15 protein-coding genes are annotated in these 17,903 nt (G+C 71.0%); 12 read left to right on the plus strand and 3 right to left on the minus strand.

Annotated elements, in window-relative coordinates; all coding sequences use genetic code 11:
• Positions 1-113 precede the first annotated feature (113 nt).
• The gene (gene mnmA, locus ACIBK6_RS25775) at positions 114-1,241 is read left to right on the plus strand and encodes a tRNA 2-thiouridine(34) synthase MnmA (protein ID WP_399053705.1); all 1,128 of its coding nucleotides are present in this window, start codon (positions 114-116) and stop codon (positions 1,239-1,241) included.
• Here the strand turns inward: mnmA and ACIBK6_RS25780 are convergent.
• Entirely contained in the window at positions 1,238-2,209 is a 972-nt protein-coding gene (locus ACIBK6_RS25780; protein WP_399053706.1) for an NADP-dependent oxidoreductase, read from the minus strand. The two genes, mnmA and ACIBK6_RS25780, sit on opposite strands and share 4 nt — an antisense overlap.
• A gap of 104 nt (positions 2,210-2,313) precedes the next feature.
• Between ACIBK6_RS25780 and ACIBK6_RS25785 the strand changes: the two genes are divergently transcribed.
• Positions 2,314-3,300, plus strand: coding sequence for a GlxA family transcriptional regulator (locus ACIBK6_RS25785; RefSeq protein WP_399053707.1), 987 nt, complete (start codon positions 2,314-2,316; stop codon positions 3,298-3,300).
• 1 nt (position 3,301) lies between these two features.
• Here the strand turns inward: ACIBK6_RS25785 and ACIBK6_RS25790 are convergent, their stop codons facing one another.
• A complete protein-coding gene (locus ACIBK6_RS25790; RefSeq protein WP_399053708.1) occupies positions 3,302-3,631 on the minus strand; it encodes a DUF427 domain-containing protein in 330 nt (109 codons plus the stop codon).
• Positions 3,632-3,683: 52 nt separating this feature from the next.
• Between ACIBK6_RS25790 and ACIBK6_RS25795 the strand changes: the two genes are divergently transcribed.
• The 10 genes from ACIBK6_RS25795 (at position 3,684) to ACIBK6_RS25840 (ending at position 16,796) form a co-directional block, all read left to right on the plus strand.
• Entirely contained in the window at positions 3,684-4,223 is a 540-nt protein-coding gene (locus tag ACIBK6_RS25795; protein WP_399053709.1) for a TIGR00730 family Rossman fold protein, read from the plus strand.
• Positions 4,224-4,234: 11 nt separating this feature from the next.
• A complete protein-coding gene (locus ACIBK6_RS25800) occupies positions 4,235-4,933 on the plus strand; it encodes an SDR family oxidoreductase (protein ID WP_399053710.1) in 699 nt (232 codons plus the stop codon).
• A gap of 40 nt (positions 4,934-4,973) precedes the next feature.
• On the plus strand, positions 4,974-5,999 hold the full coding sequence (locus ACIBK6_RS25805; RefSeq protein WP_399053711.1) for a methionine synthase: 1,026 nt from the start codon (positions 4,974-4,976) through the stop codon (positions 5,997-5,999).
• A 25-nt stretch (positions 6,000-6,024) separates the two neighbouring features.
• Positions 6,025-8,226 carry an NAD-dependent DNA ligase LigA gene (ligA, locus tag ACIBK6_RS25810; RefSeq protein WP_399053712.1) on the plus strand — a complete coding sequence of 734 codons (2,202 nt, stop codon included), beginning with the start codon at positions 6,025-6,027 and terminating at the stop codon, positions 8,224-8,226.
• A gap of 275 nt (positions 8,227-8,501) precedes the next feature.
• Complete coding sequence (locus ACIBK6_RS25815) at positions 8,502-10,628, plus strand: putative bifunctional diguanylate cyclase/phosphodiesterase (RefSeq protein ID WP_399053713.1); 2,127 nt, start codon at positions 8,502-8,504, stop codon at positions 10,626-10,628.
• A 213-nt stretch (positions 10,629-10,841) separates the two neighbouring features.
• Positions 10,842-11,138: an Asp-tRNA(Asn)/Glu-tRNA(Gln) amidotransferase subunit GatC gene (gene gatC, locus ACIBK6_RS25820; protein ID WP_003966094.1), complete on the plus strand. Its 297-nt coding sequence runs from the start codon at positions 10,842-10,844 to the stop codon at positions 11,136-11,138.
• Between the two features lie 5 nt (positions 11,139-11,143).
• Complete coding sequence (gatA, locus tag ACIBK6_RS25825; RefSeq protein ID WP_399053714.1) at positions 11,144-12,637, plus strand: Asp-tRNA(Asn)/Glu-tRNA(Gln) amidotransferase subunit GatA; 1,494 nt, start codon at positions 11,144-11,146, stop codon at positions 12,635-12,637.
• Positions 12,634-12,873 carry a hypothetical protein gene (locus ACIBK6_RS25830; RefSeq protein WP_189963931.1) on the plus strand — a complete coding sequence of 80 codons (240 nt, stop codon included), beginning with the start codon at positions 12,634-12,636 and terminating at the stop codon, positions 12,871-12,873. Before gatA ends, ACIBK6_RS25830 begins: the two co-directional genes overlap by 4 nt.
• A 16-nt stretch (positions 12,874-12,889) precedes the next feature.
• The gene (gene gatB / locus ACIBK6_RS25835) at positions 12,890-14,395 is read left to right on the plus strand and encodes an Asp-tRNA(Asn)/Glu-tRNA(Gln) amidotransferase subunit GatB (protein ID WP_399053715.1); all 1,506 of its coding nucleotides are present in this window, start codon (positions 12,890-12,892) and stop codon (positions 14,393-14,395) included.
• A gap of 292 nt (positions 14,396-14,687) precedes the next feature.
• Positions 14,688-16,796, plus strand: coding sequence for a phosphocholine-specific phospholipase C (locus ACIBK6_RS25840; RefSeq protein WP_399053716.1), 2,109 nt, complete (start codon positions 14,688-14,690; stop codon positions 16,794-16,796).
• Between the two features lie 39 nt (positions 16,797-16,835).
• Here the strand turns inward: ACIBK6_RS25840 and ACIBK6_RS25845 are convergent, their stop codons facing one another.
• Positions 16,836-17,705, minus strand: coding sequence for a hypothetical protein (locus tag ACIBK6_RS25845; protein WP_399053717.1), 870 nt, complete (start codon positions 17,703-17,705; stop codon positions 16,836-16,838).
• Positions 17,706-17,903 lie beyond the last annotated feature (198 nt).

Here is a 17,903-nt window from a genome sequence, read left to right on the forward strand (position 1 = left end):
CCCCTTGAGGTCCACAACGGAACCCCTTGAGATCTACAACGGATACGCGCGCGCCAGTGGTTCCCGATCCCACGTACCCTGGTGAGGCTATGACTGAGACCTCGCCTTCCCCGATGACGCAGCCGACGACCCCGCCGCGCCCGCTCAAGGTGCTCGCCGCCATGTCCGGCGGTGTGGACTCCGCCGTCGCCGCCGCCCGGGCCGCCGAAGCGGGGCACGACGTCACCGGTGTGCACCTCGCGCTCTCCGCGAACCCGCAGTCCTTCCGCACCGGGGCCCGCGGCTGCTGCACCATCGAGGACTCCCGTGACGCCCGCCGCGCCGCGGACGTCATCGGCATCCCCTTCTACGTCTGGGACCTGGCGGAACGCTTCCGCGAGGACGTCGTGGAGGACTTCATCGCCGAGTACGAGGCCGGCCGCACGCCGAACCCGTGCCTGCGCTGCAACGAGAAGATCAAGTTCGCGGCGCTGCTCGACAAGGCCCTCGCGCTCGGCTTCGACGCCGTGTGCACCGGCCACTACGCCACCGTCGTCCGGAACGAGGACGGCAGCCGCGAGCTGCACCGCGCCTCCGACATGGCCAAGGACCAGTCGTACGTACTCGGCGTGCTCGACGAGCGCCAGCTCGCCCACGCGATGTTCCCGCTCGGTGACACCCTCACCACCAAGGACGAGATCCGCGCCGAGGCCGAGCGCCGGGGCCTGGCCGTCGCCAAGAAGCCCGACAGCCACGACATCTGCTTCATCGCCGACGGCGACACCCAGGGCTTCCTCGCCGACCGCCTGGGCAGGGCGGAGGGCGACATCGTCGACGAGTCCGGTGCGAGGATCGGCAGCCACGAGGGCGCCTTCGGCTTCACCATCGGTCAGCGCAAGGGCCTGCGCATCGGCCACCCGGCGCCCGACGGCAAGCCCCGCTACGTCCTCGACATCTCGCCCGTGAACAACACGGTGACGGTCGGCCCCGTCGAGGCCCTGGACGTCACCGCGCTGAGCGCGATCAAGCCCCGCTGGTGCGGGAACGCCCCGGCCGGACCGGGCACGTACACCGCGCAGCTGCGCGCCCACGGCGGCGAGACCGAGGTGTCGGCCGAGCTGATCGACGACGAGCTCCAGGTGCGCTTCACCGAGCCGGTCCGCGGCGTCGCCCCCGGCCAGGCGATCGTGCTGTACGACGGCACGCGCGTGGTGGGCTCCGCGACGATCGCGACGACGCGGCGGGCCGCCGCGACCGTCTAGAGCCGCCCGGCGGGCGGCTCCTGGGCGACCCTCAGGACGATCTTGCCCTGGGTGTGGCCCCGCTCGCCGTACTCGTGCGCCTTTGCCGCGTCCACGAGTTCAAACACCGTGTCGATCTCGGCGCGCAGCCTGCCCTCCTCGACCAGTGCGGCGATCGCCTTCAGGCCCGCGTAGTCCGGTTCAACGAGAGTGAAGCCCGCCGTGATGCCGAGGGCGGCCGCCTCCGCGAGCAGCGTGGGCTCGTCCGGGGAGGCCAGCGAGACCAGGGTGCCGCCGTGGCGCAGCACCTTCAGGGAACGCGCGCTGTAGTCGCCGCCGACGGCGTCCAGGACGACGTCCACGTCCCGCACCGCCTCGGTGAAGTCGACGGCGGTGTAGTCGATCACCTCGTCGGCGCCGAGCCCGCGCACGAAGTCGTGCTTGGCGGCGCGGGCCGTCCCGATCACGTACGCGCCCCGCGCCTTGGCGATCTGCACGGCGAGGTGGCCGACGCCGCCCGCCGCCGCATGGATCAACACCCTTTGTCCCGCGGCCAGTCGGGCCGTGTCGACGAGCGACTGCCAGGCGGTCAGGGAGGCCAGCGGCAGCGCCGCCCCCTGGACGTGGTCGATCCCGGCGGGCTTGCGCACGAAGTGCCGGGCGGGCGCCGTGACGTACTCGGCGTACGCACCCGCCTGGTGCGGGAAGCGCGGCATGCCGAAGACCTCGTCCCCGGGCCGGTACAGGGTGACGCCGCGCCCGACCGCCTCGACCGTGCCGGACACGTCGAAGCCGAGGATCGGCGGCGTGCCCATCGGCCCGAACGCGCCGTTCGTGCGGATCTTCCAGTCGGCCGGGTTGACCCCGGCCGCGTGCACCCGGACCAGGATCTCGGTGGGGCCGGGCTCCGGGCGCTCGGTCTCGATCTCGGCGAGCACCTCGGGGCCGCCCCACTCAAGGGGGCTGATGGCGCGCATGGTCTGGGGCATGTCTGGTCCTTTTCCGGGAGTTTCCGCTGGTCGGAGTACCAGCCTGAGCCCCGGGAGCCGCTTGTGGTGCTGGCCGTTTGGCCATGATGTGACAGGATCTGGCCATGAGCGAACGACGGACAGCGCATCGCGTGGCGGTGCTCGCCCTCCACGGAGTGGTCTCCTTCGAGCTCGGCATCCCCTCCCGGATCTTCGACATCGCCCGGGGGCCGGACGGCGAGCGCCTCTACGAGGTGGCCGTCTGCACCGTCGACGGCCGGCCGGTGCGGACCGAGGCCGGGTTCTCGGTCGCCGTCGAGCACGGCCCCGAGGCGCTCGCGGCGGCCGACACCGTGGTGATCCCGCCCACCCACGAACTGGGGCCGCTCGCCGACGGCGGCCCGCTGCCCGCGCCGCTGGCCCGCGCCTTCGACCGGATCCGGCCCGGCACCCGGATGGTCTCCATCTGCACCGCGTCCTACGTCCTGGCCGCGGCCGGGCTGCTCGACGGGCGGCCCGCCACCACGCACTGGCACGACGCCGCCGCCTTCCAGCGCACCTTCCCGCACGTCAAGGTCGACCCGGGCGTCCTCTTCGTCGACGACGGCGACGTGCTGACCTCGGCGGGCGCCGCCGCCGGCATCGACCTGTGCCTGCACCTGGTACGCCGCGACCACGGCAGCGAGGTCGCCAACCGGGTCGCCCGCTACTGCGTCGTCCCGCCGTGGCGCGACGGTGGCCAGGCCCAGTACATCGAACGCCCGGTCCCCGAGCCGACGGTGGCCGGCACCGCCGCCACCCGGGCATGGGCCCTGGAGCGCCTCCAGGAGCCGCTCTCGCTGGGCGAGATGGCCGCCCACGCTCAGATGAGCCTGCGCACTTTCACGCGCCGCTTCCGGGAGGAGGCGGGCATGACGCCCGGAACCTGGCTCACCGCCCAGCGCCTGGAACTGGCCCGCCAGCTCCTGGAGTCCAGCGATCTGCCGGTGGACCTGGTCGCCCACCGGGCGGGCTTCGGCACGGCCAACTCGCTGCGCCAGCACATGCGTTCCGTCCTGGGCGTCTCGCCGGTGGCGTACCGGCGCACCTTCCAGGTCGGCGCGCGGGTCTGAACTAGTCAGCGACGGTTTCTACTTCGTAGAAACAGAGGTGGTCCTTGATCTCGGCCACGTCGGGCTTCGGGTCGGGGTAGTACCAGACGAGGTCGGGCGCGTCCGGCAGCGACCAATAGGAGGCCGTGCCCTTGAACGGGCAGTACGTGTGGGTGTCCGACGGGGTCAGCAGGTCGGTGCGTACGTCCTCGGGCGGAAGGTAGTAGCGGACCGGGAGGCCGGTCTCGCGCAGCAGCAGCGGACGCCGGCTCTCGGCGAGCACCTGCCCGTCGCGTACGACCCGCACATGATCGGTGCCCTGCTCCACGGTGATGCGATGTCCTGTCGTCATAAGAGGTGCAGCGTCCGCCGGGCCGTGCTTCTTCCCTCGTTACTGTTGACGCATGAACATTTGCGTCTTCCTGTCCGCGGCCGATCTGGACGAGCGCTACACCCGCCCCGCCCGCGAGTTCGCCGAACTCCTCGGCAAGGGCCAGCACACCCTGGTGTGGGGCGGCTCCGAGAGCGGCCTCATGAAGGTCGTCGCCGACGGGGTGCAGCAGGCGGGCGGCCGCCTCGTCGGCGTCTCCGTCGACTTCCTCGCGGCCAAGGCCCGCAAGAACGCCGACGAGATGGTCATCGCCACCGACCTGGCCGAGCGCAAAGCGCTCCTGCTCGCCAAGTCGGACGCCGTCGTGATCATGGTGGGCGGGACCGGCACCCTCGACGAGGCCACCGAGATCCTGGAACTGAAGAAGCACGGCCAGACCACCAAGCCGGTCGTCCTGCTGAACACCGCGGGCTTCTACGACGGCCTCAAGCAGCAGTTCCGTCGCATGGAGGACGAGGGCTTCCTCCCCGTCCCCCTCGCCGACCTGGTGTTCTTCGCCGAGGACGGCGTAGCGGCGCTGGCCTACCTCGAAGAGTCCATCGGTATCCAGTAGTGCGTGCGAGCATGGCGGGCATGGCAACTCATCTGATCACCGGAGCCGGTTCCGGCATCGGCGCGGCCGTCGCGCGCCGGCTGCACGAGCGCGGCGACGAGCTCATCCTGCTCGCCCGCGACGCCGGCCGCGCCAAGGAGCTCGCCGCCCGCCACCCGGGCGCCCGCACCCTCGTCGGCGACCTCGCCGACCCCGACCGGCTCTCCTGGGCCTTCGACAAGCAGCCGATGCCGGGCCACCTTGACTCGCTGCTGCACATCGCTGGCATCGTCGATCTCGGCCCCATCGGCGAGCTGCGCCCCAAGACCTGGCACCAGCAGCTCAACGTCAACCTGATCGCGCCCGCCGAGATCACCCGCCATCTGCTGCCCCAACTGCGGGCCTCGCGCGGCCACGTGGTCTTCGTGAACTCCGGTGCCGGTCTCAACGCCCACGCCGAATGGGGCGCGTACGCCGCCTCCAAGCACGGCCTCAAGGCGCTCGCCGACTCCCTGCGGCACGAGGAGCACGCGGGCGGCGTCCGCGTGACCTCGGTCTACCCGGGCCGCACCGCGACCCCGATGCAGGCCAAGGTGCACTCGCAGGAGGGCAAGGAGTACGACCCGGCGAAGTTCATCGACCCCGAGTCGGTGGCCACGACCATCGTCATGGCGATCGACCTGCCGGCCGACGCCGAGGTCAACGACCTCACCGTGCGCCCGGGCAAGTAGCCCCGGCCGGGCACCGTGCCCGGTTGCGTACGCTTCCGGGGTGAGCGAACAGAGTAATTTCCCCTGGGGGCCCGCCACCGGGGTCGGTTCCATGCCGGGCGGCGACGCGCGGGAGACCGCCAAGACCGTCACCGGCTCGCTGATCGGGGCCGACGGGGCGGCCGGCGACTTTCCCCATCTCGCCGAGCTGCCCGCGCGCGGGCCGGGCGCCGACATGATCGGCCGCACCATCGGCCTCCTGGTCGAGATGTACGGGCATGTGGAGCCCAGCGGCTGGCGGATCAGCGACCGGCCGGGCCGCGACACCCGCCGGGCCCGGTCCTGGCTCGGCGAGGACCTCGACGCCCTGGAGGAGTTCACCCAGGGCTACACCGGGCCGCTGAAGGTGCAGGCCGTCGGGCCGTGGACGCTGGCCGCCGCCCTGGAACTCAGGACCGGCGAGCTCTCGCTCGGCGACCCCGGAGCCCGCCGCGACCTCGCCGGATCGCTCGCCGAGGGCCTGCGCGAGCACCTCGCCGACGTGCGCCGCCGGGTGCCCGGAGCCCGCATCGTGCTCCAGCTGGACGAGCCCTCGCTCACCTCGGTGCTGCGCGGGCAGATCCGTACCGCCAGCGGGTACCGCACGCACCGGGCCGTCGACCGGCAGGTCGTGGAGGCCGCCCTGCGGGACGTCGTCGCCGTGCACGACGGGCCGGTCGTCGTCCACTCCTGCGCGCCCGACGTCCCGTTCGCGCTGCTGCGGAGGGCCGGGGCAGCCGGGGTGTCGTTCGATTTCTCACTGCTCACCGAGCGTGATGACGAGCAGATCGGCGAGGCCGCCGAGAGCGGCATCAAGCTCTTCGCCGGAGTGGTGCCCACCGCCGACGGCCCATTGTCAGACCCTGCCGGTAGCGTCATGGGAGTCAGGACGCTGTGGCGCAGGCTGGGGCTGAATCCGGGGACTCTGGGCGAGTCCGTGGTGATCACCCCGTCCTGCGGTCTCGCGGGTGCTTCACCGGCCTATGCCCGGGCGGCGCTCGCCCACTGCGTCCGGGCGGCGAGATCGCTCGCGGACAACCCTGAGTGACGGGGAAGACGGGAAACGGGAGGACATGACGGTGGCTGCCGAACAGAACGCAGCGGTGCCCACGGAGGCACGGGAGAAGCACGCGCTCCTCGCCGAACAGGTCGAGGAGCACCGCTTCCGGTACTACGTGAAGGACCAACCGGTCATCAGTGACGGCGACTTCGACAAGCTGCTCCGCTCGCTGGAGGCCCTGGAGGACGAGCACCCCGAGCTGCGCACGCCCGACTCGCCGACCCAGAAGGTCGCCGGCGCCTACGAGACCGACTTCGCCTCGGTTCAGCACCGCGAGCGGATGCTGTCCCTGGACAACGCCTTCGACGACGAGGAACTGGCGGCCTGGGCCGAGCGCATCGCCAAGGACGTCGGCACCGCCGACTACCACTACCTCTGCGAGCTGAAGGTCGACGGCCTCGCCGTGAACCTGACGTACGAGCATGGCAGGCTGACCCGCGCCGCCACCCGCGGCGACGGTCGCACCGGCGAGGACATCACGCCCAACGTGCGCACCATCGCCGACATCCCGCCCCGCCTCAAGGGCGACCGCATCCCCGCCCTCGTGGAGATCCGCGGCGAGGTCTACTTCCCGATGGAGGCCTTCGAGGGCCTCAACGCGCGGCTGGTCGAAGCGGGCGACAAGCCGTTCGCCAACCCGCGCAACGCGGCGGCCGGTTCACTGCGCCAGAAGGACCCCAAGGTCACCGCCACCCGCCCGCTGCACATGGTGGTGCACGGCATCGGCGCTCGCGAGGGGTTCGACATCGACCGCCTCTCGCAGGCGTACGGGCTGCTGCGCGAATGGGGCCTGCCGACCGCCGAGCGCAACAAGGTGGTCAACTCCCTCGAAGAGGTACGGGAGTTCATCAGGTACATGGGCGAGAACCGGCACTCCGTGGTGGAGCACGAGATCGACGGCGTCGTCGTCAAGCTGGACGAGATCCCCCTCCAGGGCCGCCTCGGCTCCACCGCGCGCGCCCCGCGCTGGGCGATCGCCTGGAAGTACGCGCCCGAAGAGGTCAACACCAAACTCGTCAACATCCGCGTGGGCGTGGGCCGCACGGGCCGCGTCACCCCCTACGCACAGGTCGAGCCGGTCACCGTGGCCGGCTCCGAGGTCGAGTTCGCCACCCTCCACAACCAGGACGTCGTCAAGGCCAAGGGCGTCCTCATCGGCGACACCGTGGTGCTGAGGAAGGCCGGGGACGTCATCCCGGAGATCCTCGGCCCCGTCGCCGACCTGCGCGACGGCAGCGAGTACCCCTTCGAGATGCCCTCCGAGTGCCCGGAGTGCGGGACCGCGCTGCGCCCGATGAAGGAGGGCGACATCGACCTCCGCTGCCCCAACGCCCAGTCCTGCCCCGCCCAGTTGCGGGAGCGGCTGTTCTACCTGGCGGGACGCAAGAGCCTCGACATCGAGAACTTCGGATACGTCGCTGCGGCCGCGCTCACCAAGCCGCTGGAGCCCGCCGCCCCGCCACTGCGCGACGAGGGCGACCTCTTCGACCTCACCATGGAGCAGCTCCTGCCCATCCGGGCGTACGTGCTCGATCAGGACAGCGGGCTGCCCAAACGCGACCCCAAGACCGGCGAGGAGAAGACCGCCCTGGTCTTCGCCAACATGAACGGGGAGCCGCGCAAGAACGCCGTCTCCATGCTGGAGAACATCGCGGCGGCCAAGGAGCGCCCGCTCGCGCGCATCCTCACCGGGCTCTCCATCCGCCATGTCGGCCCGGTCGCTGCCGAGGCGCTGGCCCGCGAATTCCGCTCCATCGACCGCATCGAGCAGGCCAGCGAGGACGAACTCGCCGCGGTGGAAGGCGTCGGCGGGATCATCGCGGCCTCCCTCAAGCAGTGGTTCGCCGAGGAGTGGCACCAGGAGATCCTGCGCAAGTGGAAGGCCGCCGGAGTCCGCATGGAGGACGAGAGCACCGGCGAGGACGAGGGGCCGCGCCCGCTGGAGGGCCTCACCGTCGTCGTGACCGGAACTCTTGAGCGGCACACCAGAGATGGCGCGAAAGAGGCCCTGCAGAGCCGCGGAGCCAAGGTCACCGGTTCCGTTTCCAAGAAGACGTCATTCGTTGTCGTCGGCGACAGCCCAGGTTCGAAATACGACAAGGCGATGCAGCTGAAGGTTCCGGTTCTGGACGAGGACGGCTTCGCCGTGCTGCTGGCACAAGGGCCGGAAGCGGCGCGGGAAGCCGCGATGCCGACCGCCCAAGAGGGGGAATGAGACAGAAACAAGGGTAGTAACAGGGGGCCTGGAGGCTGCACGGAGTCACCCGTTCGGCGCATAGCAGACCGATGCGGGTGGCTGGGTCGCATTCGGGCAAGAGCTGTAGACCGCTGCCCGGCAGAGCCTTCTGCGGCCTACTGTTGGGATGTGCGCCTGTCGTGCACGGCTGACGACCCCTGCTCGTGGAGGACTTGGGGAAGGCATGCAGCCGTGGTGGCATGACATCGGGGCCATCGCGTGCACGGGCACTGCCGGCTGTGAGAGGGACGGGAATGAAACCGACCGAGAGCACCGCCCCGGCCGTGAGGCTGCGCGGGTTCACGGGCTTTTCGTCCAGGCTGACGGCCGTCGTCACAGGCCTCGCGGGCGTGGTCCTCGCCACCGGCTGCTACTGGGCCGTTCAGGAGGGCGACGCCCTGTTCCCGGGCGGGACCACGGGCTGGTCGCTGGCCGTCCTCACCGGCATCATCGTGGGCCATCTGGTGGCGCTCGGCCGTGAGCGCTGGTGGGGCGGCACCGGCTCCGGAGCCGCCCTCACCATCGCCGTGCTGCTGCTGTACGGCTGGCTGCCGGCCGCGCTGGTCAGCCTGGCGGTGGTGGTCCTCGTCGGCGCCGCGCGCCGCAACCGCTGGCGCCAGGGCGTGCTGCACGGCGCCGTGGACATCCTCGGCATAGGGGCGGCGGGCCTGGTGCTTGCCGCGTTCGGCGTCGTGCCGTCGGTCGCGCACCCCTGGTGGCCCACCCAATGGAGCATCACCACCGTCCCCGAAGTCGTACTTGCGGCCGGCACCTATCTGCTGCTCACCAGGATGATGCTCTGGTTCGCGCTCGCCCCCCGCGGCGGCGGGCTGCCCACGGTCGCCCGTACCGCCCTGCTCAGGCAGGGTCTTGTGGCCGTCGCGCTGCTCGGGATCGCCCCGCTGATCTGCGTCGTCGCCATGTCGGGGCCGGTCCTGCTGCCGCTGTTCGCGGTGCCTCTCGTCGCCCTCGACTCGACGCTCTGGATCGCCCGGGCCCGCGCCGAGGAGCAGCTGCGCGACCCGCTCACCGGGCTCCCCAACCGCCAGTGGCTCCTGGAACGCACCTGGTCGGCCCTGGAGGAGGCCGAGAGCGCCGGCACCCGCTCCGCGCTCGTCCTCATAGACCTGGACCGCTTCCGGTCGGTGAACGACACCCTCGGGCACCTCGCCGGCGACCGCCTGCTCCTCCAGATAGCCGAACGGCTCAAGACAGCGCTGCCGCGCGGCGCCGAGGCGGCCCGGCTCGGCGGCGACGAGTTCGCGGTGCTGCTGCCCGTCTGCGACTCCGCGACCAGCGCCATGCGGACAGCCCGCGGCCTGGTCGCCGAGCTGTCCTCACCGCTCGACCTGGACGGTCTGACGCTCGTCCTGGAGGCCAGCGCGGGCGTCGCCCTCTTCCCCGACCACGCGCTGGACGCCGAAGGGCTGCTGCGCCGGGCCGACGTGGCGATGTACCAGGCCAAGCGGGACCGCACGGGCGTGGAGGTGTACGAGTCCAAGCGGGACTCCAACACCCCTGACCGGCTTGGCCTGTTGGGCGATCTGCGGCGAGCCCTTGACGCCGGGGACGTGGAGCTGCACTACCAGCCGAAGGTCCAGTTCGACGGCCAGGTGGCGGGGCTCGAAGCGCTGGTGCGCTGGGTGCACCCGGAGCGCGGGCGGGTCCCTCCGGACGAGTTCATCGCCATCGCCGAGTCCAGCGGGCTGATGCCGCACCTCACCGAGTACGTCCTGGACACCGCGCTCGCCCAGGTGGCGCGGTGGCGCGCCCAGGGCCTCAATGTGCCGGTCGCCGTCAACGTCTCCCCGCGCGATGTCCACACGCCCGGCTTCGCGGGATCCGTCGCCGCCAGGCTGGCCCGGCACGGCGTCCCGGCGGGCGCGCTCCAGCTGGAGATAACGGAGCACGTCCTCCTGGAGGACCCGCAGCGGGCCGCGGACACGCTGGCCGGGCTCACCGGCCACGGCGTGAAGATGTCCCTGGACGACTTCGGTACGGGGTACTCGTCGCTGGTGCACCTGCGGCGGCTGCCGGTCAGCGAGCTGAAGATCGACCGCTCGTTCGTCGCCCGCCTCGCCGTCGACAACGAGGACGCGGAAATCGTCCGCTGCACCGTCGATCTCGCCCATTCGCTCGGCCTGTTGGTGGTCGCGGAGGGCGTCGAGGACGACGAGACGTGGGAGCGGCTGCGGGACCTGGGCTGCGATGCGGTGCAGGGGTGGCTGGTGGCCGCCGCGATGCCGCCGGCGGAGGCGACGGCATGGCTGCTCGCCCGGGGCTCCACCGGTTGGCACCGTCCGGCCGAGATCGCGGCGGCGGCGGCCGCCGCACGGGCGGAGGCGGAGGCTGGCCGGGCTTCTGGCCAGCCCGTCCAGTGACACCTACTACCCAGGTGCCGCTACTACCCAGGTGGAAACGAAGGTGCGCTGACGACCGCCTCGGACACGGCCGCTCCAGCCGCGTACTCGCCGGTCGTGAAGGAGCGCCGGGGCGGTGACCGAGGGTGAGTGGGTAATCCGTTTCGTGGTGAGGGTGCCGCGCCCCATAGGATTGGGCCCAAACCACACTCACTCACCCCTGAGGATCGCTGCATGCCTGGCATTACGCGCGAGGAGGTCGCCCACCTCGCCCGGCTGGCGCGTCTGGAGCTGAAGGGCGAAGAGCTCGACCACTTCGCCGGACAGCTCGACGACATCATCGGCGCGGTCGCCCGCGTCTCCGAGGTCGCCGACCAAGACGTACCCCCGACCTCCCACCCGCTGCCGCTGACCAATGTCATGCGCGCGGACGAGGTCCGTCCGTCGCTCACCCCCGCGCAGGCGCTCTCCGGCGCCCCGGCCCAGGAGCAGCAGCGTTTCAAGGTGCCGCAGATCCTGGGGGAGGACTAATCACCATGACGGACATCATCAAGCTGACGGCGGCGGACACCGCCGCCAAGATCGCGTCCGGCGAGCTCACCGCCGTCGAGGTCACCGAGGCCCACCTGGCCCGCATCGAGGCCGTGGACGAGAAGGTGCACGCCTTCCTGCACGTGGACCGCGAGGGCGCGCTCGCGCAGGCCCGCGCCGTCGACGCCAAGCGCGCGGCGGGGGAGAAGCTCGGCCCGCTGGCCGGTGTGCCCCTGGCGCTGAAGGACATCTTCACGACGGAGGGGATCCCCACCACCGTCGGTTCGAAGATCCTCGAAGGCTGGATCCCGCCCTACGACGCGACGATCACCAAGCGCCTCAAGGCTGCCGACGTCGTCATCCTCGGCAAGACCAACATGGACGAGTTCGCCATGGGGTCGTCGACCGAGAACAGCGCGTACGGTCCGACCGGCAACCCCTGGGACCTCACCCGGATTCCGGGCGGCTCCGGCGGCGGCTCCTCCGCCGCGCTCGCCGCGTACGAGGCCCCGCTCGCCATCGGCACGGACACCGGCGGCTCCATCCGCCAGCCCGCCGCCGTCACCGGCACCGTCGGCGTCAAGCCGACCTACGGCGCGGTCTCCCGCTACGGCATGGTCGCCTTCTCGTCCTCCCTGGACCAGGGCGGGCCCTGCGCCCGCACCGTCCTGGACGCGGCGCTGCTGCACGAGGTCATCGCCGGGCACGACCCGCTCGACTCGACGTCCATCGACGCGCCGGTCCCGCCGGTGGTCGAGGCCGCCCGCAACGGCTCGGTCGCCGGCATGCGCGTCGGCGTCGTCAAGCAGTTCTCCGGCGAGGGCTACCAGGCCGGTGTCGTCCAGCGCTTCAACGAGTCGGTCGAGCTGCTCACGTCGCTCGGCGCCGAGATCGTGGAGCTGGACTGCCCGTCCTTCGACCTGGCGCTCTCCGCGTACTACCTGATCGCGCCGTCCGAGTGCTCCTCCAACCTGGCCCGCTTCGACGCCATGCGCTATGGCCTCCGGGTCGGCGACGACGGCACGAAGTCCGCCGAGGACGTCACCGCGCTGACCCGTGAGGCCGGTTTCGGCGACGAGGTCAAGCGCCGCATCATCCTCGGTACGTACGCCCTGAGCTCCGGCTACTACGACGCGTACTACGGCTCGGCGCAGAAGGTCCGCACGCTGATCACCCGGGACTTCGAGAAGGCCTTCGAGCAGGTCGACGTGATCGTCTCGCCGACCACGCCCACCACCGCCTTCCCGATCGGCGAGCGCGCCGACGACCCGATGGCGATGTACCTGGCCGACCTGTGCACCATCCCGACCAACATGGCGGGCAACGCCGCCATGTCGCTGCCCTGCGGCCTCGCGCCGGAGGACGGACTGCCGGTCGGGCTGCAGATCATCGCCCCCGCCCTGAAGGACGACCGCCTGTACAAGGTGGGCGCCGCTGTCGAGGCTGCCTTCGTGGAAAAGTGGGGCCACCCGCTGCTTGAGGAGGCTCCGTCGCTGTGAGCGCACTGACCAAGGCCAAGGGCTTCAAGAAGTCCAAGGCCGGTACGTACCTGTCCATGGGCACCACCGCCTTCGGCGCGATCAGCGTGGCGAAGCAGGTCAAGAAGGCCCGGCTGGAGCACGACACGCTGAAGCTGGTCGACGCGATCGTCTCCGCCGCCGCCATCGCCACCGGCATCGCTCTGCTGTACCGCGAGCTGAAGCGCCTGGGCGACGACGACGTCCTGCTGGGCTGAGAGGGAAAGTTTCACCGTGACTAGCGAACTCCTGTCGTACGAGGACGCGTTGGCGTCGTACGACCCCGTCATGGGCCTTGAAGTCCATGTCGAACTCGGCACCAAGACGAAGATGTTCTGCGGCTGTTCGGCCGAGCTGGGCGCCGAGCCCAACTCGCAGACCTGCCCCACCTGCCTCGGCCTGCCCGGCTCGCTGCCGGTCGTCAACGCGATCGGCGTCGAGTCGGCCATCAAGATCGGCCTCGCGCTGAACTGCGAGATCGCCGAGTGGTGCCGTTTCGCCCGGAAGAACTACTTCTATCCGGACATGCCGAAGAACTTCCAGACCTCGCAGTACGACGAGCCGATCGCCTTCAACGGCTATCTGGACGTCCAGCTGGAGGACGGCGAGATCTTCCGCGTGGAGATCGAGCGGGCCCACATGGAGGAGGACACCGGCAAGTCGACGCACGTCGGTGGCGCGACGGGCCGCATCCACGGCGCCTCGCACTCGCTCCTGGACTACAACCGCGCGGGCATCCCGCTCATCGAGATCGTCACCAAGCCGATCGAGGGCGCGGGCGAGCGCGCACCCGAGGTCGCGAAGGCGTACGTGACCGAGCTGCGCGAGGTCATCAAGGCGCTCGGCGTCTCCGAGGCCCGGATGGACAAGGGCCAGATGCGCTGCGACGTGAACCTGTCGCTGCGCCCGCACGGCGTCGAGAAGTTCGGCACCCGCTCGGAGACGAAGAACGTCAACTCGCTCCGCTCGGTGGAGCGTGCGGCCCGTTTCGAGATCCAGCGGCACGCCGCGGTGCTCACCTCGGGCGGCACGATCGTGCAGGAGACCCGTCACTTCCACGAGGAGGACGGCTCCACCACCTCCGGCCGCATCAAGGACAACGCCGAGGACTACCGGTACTTCCCGGAGCCCGACCTGGTACCGGTGGCCCCGGCCCGCGCCTGGGTCGAGGAGCTGCGCTCGGCGCTTCCCGAGATGCCGCGGGTGCGCCGCAACCGGCTCCGCGAGGAGTGGGGCGTCAGCGAGCACGACATGCAGTCGATGCTCAACGCCGGTGCGGTCGACCCGATCGTCGCCACCATCGAGGCCGGCGCGGATGCCGCTGCCGCCCGCAAGTGGTGGATGGGCGAACTGGCCCGCAACGCCAACGAGTCGGGTGTCGCGCTCGACGAGCTGGCGATCACTCCGGCGGAGGTCGCCCGGGTCGCCGCCCTGGTCGCCGCCGGAGACCTGAACGACAAGCTGGCGCGCCAGGTCATCGAGGGCGTCCTCGCGGGTGAGGGCGGTCCGGACGCGGTGGTCGAGAAGCGCGGCCTGAAGGTCGTCTCGGACGAGGGCGCGCTCGGCGCGGCCGTGGACGAGGCGATCGCGGGCAACGCGGCGATCGCGGACAAGATCCGGGGTGGCAAGGTGGCGGCGGTCGGCGCGCTGGTGGGTGCGGTCATGAAGACCACCCGCGGCCAGGCCGACGCGGCCCGCGTGAAGCAGCTGATCCTGGAGAGGCTGGGCGTGGAGGGCTGACCCCTTCCATCCCGCCAAGTGGCGGCCCCCACCGGTGAGTTGACCGGCGGGGGCCGCCCCTTTTTTTGGCCCCACCCTGCCCCTTCCCGCTGTGACACTCCGCGGCTCCGCCGCGTGGCCTCCGGGGGGCGGGCCCCGTAAGGGGCGCGGGGAACTGCGAGGAGCGGGGGTCTGGGGGCGGAGCCCCCAGGGGGTGCGGGGGGCGTTCATCGGGTGGCTGGGTTCGGTACTTTTGGCGGACATCCCGGGTCACTAGTGTCCCAGCCGTACAACACACGCTCGGGAGGATCAGTTGGTCACGGACATCTCACGGCGGCGACTGATCGCCCTCGGCGGCGGCGCACTCGGCGCGGCCGCCGCAGGCTCGCTGCTGCCGCCCTCGCTGCAGGCGGCGATGGCCGCGGAGCCTCCGGCCGGCGGGCTGCGCGCGGTCAAGCACGTGGTGATCCTGATGCAGGAGAACCGGTCCTTCGACCACTACTTCGGCACCCTGCGCGGCGTCCGCGGCTTCGGCGACCGCAACGCGATCCAACTCCCCGGCGGAAGGCCCGTGTTCGAGCAGCCCGGGCCGCTCGGCACCACCGTGCTGCCCTTCCCCGTGCGCGGTGCGGCGGCCGCGCAGAAGAAGGACCTCCAGTACATAGGCGCCCTCGACCACTCCTGGAGCGGCGGCGCCAAGGCCTGGAACGGCGGCTGGATGGACAACTGGGTCTCCGCGAAGACCTCGGCGACCATGGCCTACTACGACCGCCAGGACATCCCGCTGCACTACGAACTCGCCGACACCTTCACCGTCTGCGACGCCTACCACTCCTCCATCCACAGCTCGACCAGCCCCAACCGCAACCACCTGTGGAGCGGGAAGACGGGCTACGAGGCGAATGGCAAGCGCGCCGTCGGGAACGACGCGTACGACGAGGGCACGCACCCGGGGTACGGCTGGGGCACCTACGCCGAGCGGCTCGAAAAGGCCGGGCGCAGCTGGAAGACGTACACCGAGTGGGAGAATTTCACCGACAACCAGATCGAGTTCTTCACCACCTTCAAGGCCATCGCCCGCAAGGCCCTCGCGAAGACCGGCGGACACACGTACATGGAGTCCTTCTACTCCGTTGTACGCGACGCCACTGACAACGCCGAGCGCGAGCGGCTGCTCGGCCTGCTCGACCAGGGCGTCGCGAGCCTCACCCAGGCCGAACGCAGCCTGTTCGAGCGGGGGTTGAGGCGGGTGCCGACCGGAACGCTCGCCGACGCGTTCGGCCAGGACCTGGCCGCGGGCACCCTTCCCGAGGTCTCCTACCTGGTGCCCTCGGCGCTCGACTCCGAGCACCCGAGCGTCTCCTCGCCCGTGCACAGCGCCACCATCGTCTACAAGGTGCTCGACGCGCTCGGCAAGCACCCGGACGTCTGGCGGCACACCGTCGTCCTGATCAACTACGACGAGAACGACGGCTTCTTCGACCACGTACCGCCGCCCGTCGCCCCGCCCGAGGTGGCCGACGAGCAGTGGGAGGGCAAGCCCACCGGGCTCGGCGCGCGGGTGCCGCTGCTCGTCGTCTCGCCGTGGAGTGTCGGCGGATACGTCTGCTCCGAGGTCTTCGACCACACCTCGGTGATCCGCTTCCTGGAACAGTGGACCGGGGTGCGCGAGCCCAACATCAGCCAGTGGCGCCGCACCGTCACCGGCGACCTGACCTCCGCCTTCGACTTCAATCGCGGCAGGCCGCAGCCCGCGGTGACCCACCCCGGTCCCATCCCGCCGCCGAGCGGCCGCTGGCGCCCGGAGCCGCCCGCCCAGCAGCGCATGCCCGTACCGGAAGAGGGCACCCGGCCCGCCCGGCCGCTGCCGTACCAGCCGGACGCCTACGCCCGGGTCGCCGACGGCGCGCTCCAGGTGCAGCTCAGCAACAATGGCCGGCGCAGCGCCCACTTCGCGCTCTACCCGTACGCCAGGGAGTTCGCCGCGCCGCAGCACCAGGACGTAAGGGGCAAGGCGCAATGGACGGTGCCCCTTACCGGCGGTGCCAACGGCGCCTACAGGTTCACGGTCACCGGGCCGAACGGGTTCCGGCGCGAGTTCGAGGGGGCGGGGGCCGTCGACGCCGCCGAGGTGACGACGTACCTCGACCACCACGACCGCGACGTCCATCTGACCCTGCGCAACCGCGGCAGCGAGCCGGTCACCTTCGCCGTACGGCCCCTCGGGTACGCCGACGAGGCCGATCTGCGCGACTGGAAGCGGACCGTCACCGTCAAGCCGGGGCGCAGCCGCACCCTCGTGCACTCCGCAGCGGACGCGCACGGCTGGTACGACCTCGAAGTGACCGCGGACGGCGGCGGCGGGTTCCGCCGCAGGCTGATGGGCCACATCGAGAACGGGCGGCCGAGCGTCTCCGGCTGACCGGCGCGGACCCCCGGGCCCGGCGCGCCTGCCCGCGGCTCAGCCTCCCCTCGCGAGGATCGACGCCGAATTGCGCAAGGTGGCGTCGACCTGCCGCTTCACCTTGGTGAGATCCTCGGCGTGCTGATCGATGTACCGGTTCTCGTACGCGGTCAGCACCGCCCACCAGATGCCGACCACATTGGTCTGCTGCTTGCACGCGACATCCGCGCGGGCCGTCGCGGTCTCGGTGGGGCTCGGCTGCGGGGAGCGCCACGCCGGGTCGTTGACGGCGTCATTGGGGCTCTTGTACGCGTACCCCTTGGCTTTCATGCACGTACTCCAGGCGCCGAACGCGTCTTCCACCCGGCTGTCCGACTTCGATTGCTGATAGGGGCCGAGCATGACGTTCGCGGCGTCGAAGATCCCCACTCCGGCGGCGCCGCCCTTGGTCAACTCGGCTTCCACCACGGCATTGCAGCCGCCCTTGGGCACGGAATGCCCGTTGATTTCCGGGCCTTTGTAGGTGCCGTTGAAGACCGACTTCTCGACCGGGGTGGGATCATTGCCGGTGCTGGATTTCTTTCCGTCCTTGGAATGATCGTCGGGTGAGTGGTAGCCGTACTGCGCGGCACGGTTCTCGTCGACGATCAGGAACAGGGTGGCGAGTTTCTGGCCGACGGGCGCGGGGTCGACCACGTCGCTGCCGTGCCAGTCGATGCCGTACGGAGTCATACAGCGCCGGGCCAGCACTCGCTGGGCATTGAGCGTGTCCAGATACTGCTGCTGATTGAGGGTGTACGCGTCCAGCGGGAGCGGCTGGATCTGCGAAGCATCGGTGATCTTGGGAATGGGGCCGGTCTTCGGCTGCTCCGCCTTCTGCGGCGAGCTGGAACAGCCCGCCGCGAACAGCAGCGCCGCGGCCGCCACCGCGATCAGCGGGCCGGATATCCTGGAGGCCCCTGCCGGCGGTGCGATCGCGTCCGGGCGCCTTCCCTGTGGAACTCGCGCGTCCATGGCCGCCTTTCAGACTTCGTGCCCGCAGGGACTGGGGTGGGGAGCCCGCCGGTACGCCGGCCGGCCGCCGCCGCGGACCGTGCCCTGGTCCGCGGCGGCAGCCGAGTGGGG

It is taken from the genome of Streptomyces sp. NPDC050485 (assembly GCF_044458185.1).
Lineage (GTDB): Bacteria > Actinomycetota > Actinomycetes > Streptomycetales > Streptomycetaceae > Streptomyces.

Excerpts from the sequence above, each read along its gene's own strand:
- mnmA (WP_399053705.1), top strand. The coding sequence starts at position 114 with ATGACGCAGCCGACGACCCCGCCGCGCCCGCTCAAGGTGCTCGCCGCC.
- ACIBK6_RS25780 (WP_399053706.1), bottom strand. The coding sequence starts at position 2,209 with ATGCCCCAGACCATGCGCGCCATCAGCCCCCTTGAGTGGGGCGGCCCC.
- ACIBK6_RS25785 (WP_399053707.1), top strand. The coding sequence starts at position 2,314 with ATGAGCGAACGACGGACAGCGCATCGCGTGGCGGTGCTCGCCCTCCAC.
- ACIBK6_RS25790 (WP_399053708.1), bottom strand. The coding sequence starts at position 3,631 with ATGACGACAGGACATCGCATCACCGTGGAGCAGGGCACCGATCATGTG.
- ACIBK6_RS25795 (WP_399053709.1), top strand. The coding sequence starts at position 3,684 with ATGAACATTTGCGTCTTCCTGTCCGCGGCCGATCTGGACGAGCGCTAC.
- ACIBK6_RS25800 (WP_399053710.1), top strand. The coding sequence starts at position 4,235 with ATGGCGGGCATGGCAACTCATCTGATCACCGGAGCCGGTTCCGGCATC.
- ligA (WP_399053712.1), top strand. The coding sequence starts at position 6,025 with ATGACGGTGGCTGCCGAACAGAACGCAGCGGTGCCCACGGAGGCACGG.
- ACIBK6_RS25815 (WP_399053713.1), top strand. The coding sequence starts at position 8,502 with ATGAAACCGACCGAGAGCACCGCCCCGGCCGTGAGGCTGCGCGGGTTC.
- gatC (WP_003966094.1), top strand. The coding sequence starts at position 10,842 with ATGCCTGGCATTACGCGCGAGGAGGTCGCCCACCTCGCCCGGCTGGCG.
- gatA (WP_399053714.1), top strand. The coding sequence starts at position 11,144 with ATGACGGACATCATCAAGCTGACGGCGGCGGACACCGCCGCCAAGATC.